5 protein-coding genes and 1 pseudogene are annotated in these 6,131 nt (G+C 66.1%); 5 read left to right on the top strand and 1 reads right to left on the bottom strand.

What is annotated here, in order from left to right:
- Positions 1 to 98, bottom strand: a pseudogene (locus QOC69_RS25930) (metal-dependent transcriptional regulator); the annotation flags it as partial.
- Positions 99 to 179: 81 nt separating this feature from the next.
- Here QOC69_RS25930 and QOC69_RS25925 point away from each other — a divergent pair.
- From QOC69_RS25925 to QOC69_RS25905, 5 genes are all read left to right on the top strand, one after another.
- Positions 180 to 1,154: a bifunctional riboflavin kinase/FAD synthetase gene (locus QOC69_RS25925; RefSeq protein ID WP_526445052.1), complete on the top strand. Its 975-nt coding sequence runs from the start codon at positions 180 to 182 to the stop codon at positions 1,152 to 1,154.
- Between the two features lie 97 nt (positions 1,155 to 1,251).
- A complete protein-coding gene (rpsO, locus tag QOC69_RS25920; protein ID WP_526445050.1) occupies positions 1,252 to 1,521 on the top strand; it encodes a 30S ribosomal protein S15 in 270 nt (89 codons plus the stop codon).
- 20 nt (positions 1,522 to 1,541) lie between these two features.
- Positions 1,542 to 2,027: an LppU family putative lipoprotein gene (gene lppU, locus QOC69_RS25915; RefSeq protein ID WP_526445048.1), complete on the top strand. Its 486-nt coding sequence runs from the start codon at positions 1,542 to 1,544 to the stop codon at positions 2,025 to 2,027.
- 274 nt (positions 2,028 to 2,301) lie between these two features.
- On the top strand, positions 2,302 to 4,596 hold the full coding sequence (locus tag QOC69_RS25910) for a polyribonucleotide nucleotidyltransferase (RefSeq protein ID WP_526445046.1): 2,295 nt from the start codon (positions 2,302 to 2,304) through the stop codon (positions 4,594 to 4,596).
- Positions 4,574 to 5,875: a M16 family metallopeptidase gene (locus tag QOC69_RS25905; RefSeq protein ID WP_526445044.1), complete on the top strand. Its 1,302-nt coding sequence runs from the start codon at positions 4,574 to 4,576 to the stop codon at positions 5,873 to 5,875. The genes QOC69_RS25910 and QOC69_RS25905 overlap by 23 nt, the downstream gene beginning before the upstream one ends.
- Positions 5,876 to 6,131 lie beyond the last annotated feature (256 nt).

Below are 6,131 nucleotides of genomic sequence, written 5' to 3'. Positions count from 1 at the left end.
CTGACCTTCTCCCGCGACCATTCCTGGGCGGTCCAGATGACCTTCAGATAGTCCTGGGCAACCGTCGACAGGTCGCGTGGGTTGCCTTCAGGATTCACAGTGAAGAAGTTTAGGCAATCATCACCTCAACCGGGGATCCAGCGCAGCCACCGGGCGCGCCGCGCCGTAGGCTTGCACCCGTGCAGCGCTGGCGGGGTCAGGACGAGATCCCCACGGACTGGGGCAGATGCGTCGTCACGATCGGCGTGTTCGACGGGGTGCACCGCGGACATGCCGAGCTGATCAATCATGCGGTCAAGGCCGCGCGGTCCCGCGAGGTTCCTGCGGTACTGATGACGTTCGACCCCCATCCGATGGAGGTCGTGTTCCCCGGCAGTCATCCGGCCCAGCTCACGACGCTGACCCGGCGCGCCGAACTCGTCGAGGAGATGGGCATCGACGTCTTCCTCGTCATGCCGTTCACCTCCGACTTCATGAAGCTGACCCCCGAGCGCTACGTGCACGAGTTGCTCGTCGAGCGCCTCCACGTGGTGGAGGTGGTGGTCGGCGAGAACTTCACCTTCGGCAAGAAGGCCGCGGGCACCGTGGGCATGATGCGCAAGGCCGGTGAGCGGCTGGGCTTCGCCGTCGAGGGCATGTCGCTGGTGGCCGAGCATCACCGCGACGAGACGGTCACCTTCTCGTCCACCTACATCAGGTCCTGCGTGGACGCCGGTGACGTGGTGGCAGCCGCCGAGGCGCTTGGCCGGCCGCACCGCGTCGAGGGCGTGGTGGTGCGCGGTGACGGCCGCGGCAAGGTGCTGGGCTTTCCCACCGCGAACGTGGCACCGCCGATGTTCTCCGCGATCCCCGCCGACGGGGTGTACGCGGCGTGGTTCACGGTGCTCGGACACGGCCCGGTGATGGGCACGGTCACCCCCGGCGAGCGGTACCAGGCCGCGGTGTCGGTGGGCACCAATCCGACCTTCTCTGGCCGCACCCGCACCGTGGAGGCCTTCGTCCTGGACACCGACGCCGACCTGTACGGCCAGCACGTCGCCGTCGACTTCGTCGCCCGCGTCCGGGCTCAGGAGAAGTTCGACTCGGTCGACGACCTCGTCACGGCGATGGGCGGCGATACCGACAAGGCGCGCACGATTCTTTCCGCGCAGTGATGCACTGTTAGACTCTCCGGCGACCCAGCACAGCTGCAGTTCGCGGCGGCCGTGCCTCAGATGAACCCTCGCGGACCGATTTCAATGGAGTAATTTCGTGGCGCTCACTGCCGAACAGAAAAAAGAGATCCTGGGCCAGTACGGCCTGCACGAGACCGATACCGGTTCGCCGGAGGCGCAGGTCGCGATGCTGACCAAGCGCATCGCCGACCTGACCGAACACCTCAAGATGCACAAGCACGATCACCACTCGCGGCGGGGGCTGCTGCTGTTGGTGGGTCGTCGTCGCCGGTTGCTGAAGTACGTCGCGCAGGTCGACGTGGAGCGCTACCGCTCGCTGATCGAACGGCTGGGCCTGCGCCGCTGACCCGAGCGCTCGGTGCGGTCGTGATCGCATCGGCCCCGGTCATTGCACTAGTCATCGCGCTCGTGGCTTCGGGCTGTTCGTCCGCGGCCGCAGCGGACATGCAGGTGGGGGACTGCCTCGGGGTCGGCGGTCCGCCCGACCGTCCGGATATCGCCAAGGTCGAATGTGGCAGCATCGCGTCGAACTTCAAGGTGATCTCGACGGTGCCGGGCACCGGCCAGTGTCCCTCCGACGCCGACACGTACTACTCGACGCGCAGTTCGTTCAGTGGGACGGGTTCGACCATCTGCATGGACATCGACTGGGTGGTCGGCGGCTGTATGAGCATCGATCCCGAGAACGACCGGGATCCGGTCCGCGTCGACTGCCACGACGCCTCTACACCCGACCGGCAGCGCGCCACCCAGATCCTGGTGAACGTGGCCAACGTCGATCAGTGCACTACCGGAGTCGGCTACGCCTACGACGAACGCCAGTTCACGGTATGCGTGGAGGACGTCGCGTAAGCGCTCCCGACGGTCGGTCGGGCGATTGCCACGGTGTAACATGAACGTGTTTTGAGCCCTGTGGGCTCGAACATCCGGTGCGGTTCGCGCACATCGCGCGCACCGTTCCAGTGCGTCACGCAAGACCCGTCTTCAAATGGGCGGTCTTCGGTAGTGGCTGCCGGGCACATTCGGTGTCCGGCTGCTTCGATCGACGGCCGTCGCCATTTTCCCGGCTCTCGCACGTGACTGCGCAAAACGGCTGATACGAGAACTAAAGAGGTCTGACACACGTATGTCTGCAACTGAAATAGAAGACGGCATCTTCGAATCGACCGCCGTCATCGACAACGGGAGCTTCGGCACCCGCACCATTCGCTTCGAAACCGGCCGGCTCGCACAGCAGGCCGCCGGTGCCGTCGTCGCCTACCTCGACGACGAGACCATGTTGCTGTCGGCGACCACCGCCAGCAAGAGCCCCAAGGACCATTTCGACTTCTTCCCGCTGACGATCGATGTCGAGGAGCGGATGTACGCCGCGGGACGCATCCCCGGTTCGTTCTTCCGCCGCGAGGGCAGGCCGTCCACCGACGCGATCCTGACCTGTCGCCTGATCGACCGGCCGCTGCGCCCCACGTTCATCAGCGGCCTGCGCAACGAGATCCAGGTCGTCGTCACGATCCTCAGCCTGGATCCCAAGGATCTGTACGACGTGCTGGCGATCAACGCGGCATCGGCGTCCACCCAAATCTCGGGCCTGCCGTTCGGCGGCCCCGTCGGCGGCGTGCGCGTCGCGCTGATCGACGGCCAGTGGGTTGCGTTCCCGACCGTGGAGCAGCTCGAGGGCGCCGTGTTCGACATGGTCGTCGCGGGTCGCAAGGTAGAGGCCGACGGGAAAGATGACGTCGCGATCATGATGGTCGAGGCCGAGGCCACCGACAACGTCATCGACCTCATCGCCGGAGGCGCGGGTGCGCCCACCGAAAGCGTCGTCGCCGAGGGTCTGGAGGCCGCGAAGCCGTTCATCGCCGCGCTGTGCACGGCCCAGCAGGAGCTGGCCGACAGCGCCGCCAAGCCGACCGGTGAGTACCCGGTGTTCCCCGACTACCAGGATGACGTGTTCTACGCGGTGTCCTCGGTGGCCACCGACGAGCTCGCCAAGGCGTTGACCATCGCGGGCAAGGAAGAGCGCAACGACCGCACCGACGAGATCAAGGTCGAGGTGCTCGAGCGGTTGTCCGAGCAGTTCGCTGGCCGCGAGAAGGAGATCGGCGCGGCATACCGGTCGCTGACCAAGAAGCTGGTGCGTCAGCGCATCCTGACCGACCACTTCCGCATCGACGGCCGCGGCATCACCGACATCCGCGCGTTGTCCGCCGAGGTCGCCGTCATCCCGCGAGCGCACGGCAGCGCGCTGTTCGAGCGTGGCGAGACCCAGATCATGGGTGTGACGACGCTGGACATGGTCAAGATGGCTCAGCAGATCGACTCGCTGGGACCGGAGAAGTCCAAGCGGTACATGCACCACTACAACTTCCCGCCGTACTCGACCGGTGAGACCGGTCGCGTCGGCTCGCCCAAGCGGCGCGAGATCGGCCACGGCGCCCTCGCCGAGCGGGCCCTGATGCCGGTGCTGCCGAGCATCGAGGAGTTCCCGTATGCCATCCGTCAGGTGTCGGAGGCGTTGAGCTCCAACGGCTCGACGTCCATGGGATCGGTGTGTGCGTCGACGCTGTCGCTGCTGAACGCCGGTGTGCCTCTGAAGGCTCCTGTCGCGGGCATCGCCATGGGTCTGGTGTCCGACGACATTGAAGTTGACGGTGGCGGTACCGAGCGGCGTTTCGTCACTCTGACCGACATCCTCGGCGCCGAAGATGCCTTCGGCGACATGGACTTCAAGTGTGCAGGCACCAAGGACTTCGTCACCGCGCTGCAGCTGGACACCAAGCTGGACGGGATTCCCTCCCAGGTCCTAGCAGGTGCTCTCAGTCAGGCCAAGGACGCCCGTATTACCATCCTCGAGGTGATGGCCGAGGCCATCGACGCACCCGACGAGATGAGCCCGTACGCGCCGCGGATCACCACGATCAAGGTACCGATCGACAAGATCGGCGAGGTCATCGGGCCGAAGGGCAAGATGATCAACTCGATCACGGAGCAGACCGGCGCGTCGATCTCGATCGAGGACGACGGCACCGTGTTCGTCGGCGCGAACAATGGCGAGTCGGCGCAGGCGGCGATCGACATGATCAACGCCATCGCCAACCCGCAGCTGCCCAAGATCGGTGAGCGGTTCCTCGGAACCGTGGTCAAGACCACCGATTTCGGTGCGTTCGTGTCGTTGCTGCCTGGTCGCGACGGGCTGGTGCACATCTCCAAGCTCGGTCGGGGCAAGCGCATCGCCAAGGTCGAGGACGTGGTGAAGCTCGGCGACAAGCTGCGCGTGGAGATCGCCGACATCGACAACCGCGGCAAGATCTCGCTGGTGCTGGTGGCCGAAGACGAGGCAGCCGAGGCACCGGACACGTCGAACGGCGTTTTGACGGATTCGGGTGCGGCACCTGCCGATGCCGCGACCGCCAGCAACTGATTCAGTCCGGCGCACCACCCTGCCCGGCGGGCTGCGCATCGTTACGGAGTTCATCCCGTCGGTCCATTCGGCGTCGGTGGGGGTGTGGGTAGGCGTCGGGTCACGCGACGAAGGTCGTAGCGTGGCCGGCGCCGCCCACTTCCTCGAGCATCTGCTGTTCAAGTCGACGCCGACCCGCACGGCGGTGCAGATCGCGCAGGCGGTCGACGCCGTCGGCGGTGAACTGAACGCGTTCACCGCGCGCGAGCACACGTGCTACTACGCCCACGTGCTCGACGCCGACCTGGAGTTGGCGGTCGACCTGGTGGCCGACGTCGTGCTGCGTGGTCGCTGTGCGGCCGAGGACGTCGCGGTGGAACGCGACGTCGTCCTCGAGGAAATCGCGATGCGCGACGACGACCCCGAGGACACCCTGGGGGACGTGTTCCTTTCGGCGATGTTCAGTGGCCATCCGGTGGGCCGCCCGGTGATCGGCAGTGTGGAGTCGGTCTCGGAGATGTCGCGGGCGCAACTGCATTCGTTCCACGTCCGGCGGTACACGCCCGAGCGGATGATCGTGGCGGTGGCGGGCAACGTCGAGCACGACCACGTCGTCGCCCTGGTGAAGGAACACTTCGGACCTCGACTGGTGCGTGGCCGCGAGCCGGTGGCGCCGCGCAAGGGCAACGGCCGGGTGCCTGGTCAGCCGACGTTGGAGGTGGTCCACCGGGACGGCGAGCAGACGCACATGTTCCTGGGCGTCCGCACACCTGGCAGGCACTGGGACCACAGGTGGGCCCTGTCGGTGCTTAACAGCGCTTTGGGCGGCGGCTTGAGTTCCCGTCTGTTCCAGCAGATCCGGGAGACTCGCGGGTTGGCCTACTCGGTGTACTCGACGGTTGACACCTTCTCCGACTCTGGCGCGCTTTCGGTGTATGCGGCGTGTCTGCCCGAGCGGTTCGACGAGGTGGTCCGGGTGACCACGGACGTGCTGCGTGAGGTGGCGCGCGACGGCATCACCGAGAGTGAGTGCCGAATTGCCAAGGGCTCCATGCGGGGTGGATTGGTGCTCGGGCTCGAGGATTCCGGCTCGCGGATGCACCGGATCGGGCGAAGCGAACTCAACTACGGCATGCACCGCAGCATCCCGCACACCCTGGAGCAGATCGAAGCCGTCACCCTCGACGAGGTCAACGCGGTGGCGCGGCATCTGCTGAGCAAGCCGTTCGGTGCTGCGATCCTGGGACCGCAGCGGTCGAAGCGGTCGCTGCCATCGGCACTGCGGGCGATCGCCGGCTGACCACCCCTCGCGCTGCCCCGGCTGATCGATCCCGCCTAGGAGTGTTCCCGAACAATGCCGATGTTGATGAGCCCTCGGCGATAGCACTGGCCACAGCCTCAAGCTCTGATGTCTGCGGCGATGACGCGCGCTGTTCCTTCCTGTTGGACCCGGCCCGAATCGGCGGGTACTACAGGTAGGAGGGACGAGCCATGACCACTTTCACACTTTTCTCGCCGGCGGCCGGAAATGTCTTCTCGGCCGCCGGCGAGATGGT

The sequence above is a fragment of the Mycobacterium sp. genome, from assembly GCF_032162105.1.
GTDB lineage: Bacteria > Actinomycetota > Actinomycetes > Mycobacteriales > Mycobacteriaceae > Mycobacterium.
Note: the sequence above shows the minus strand (reverse complement) of the source record. Positions and strands in the feature narration are given on the sequence as shown.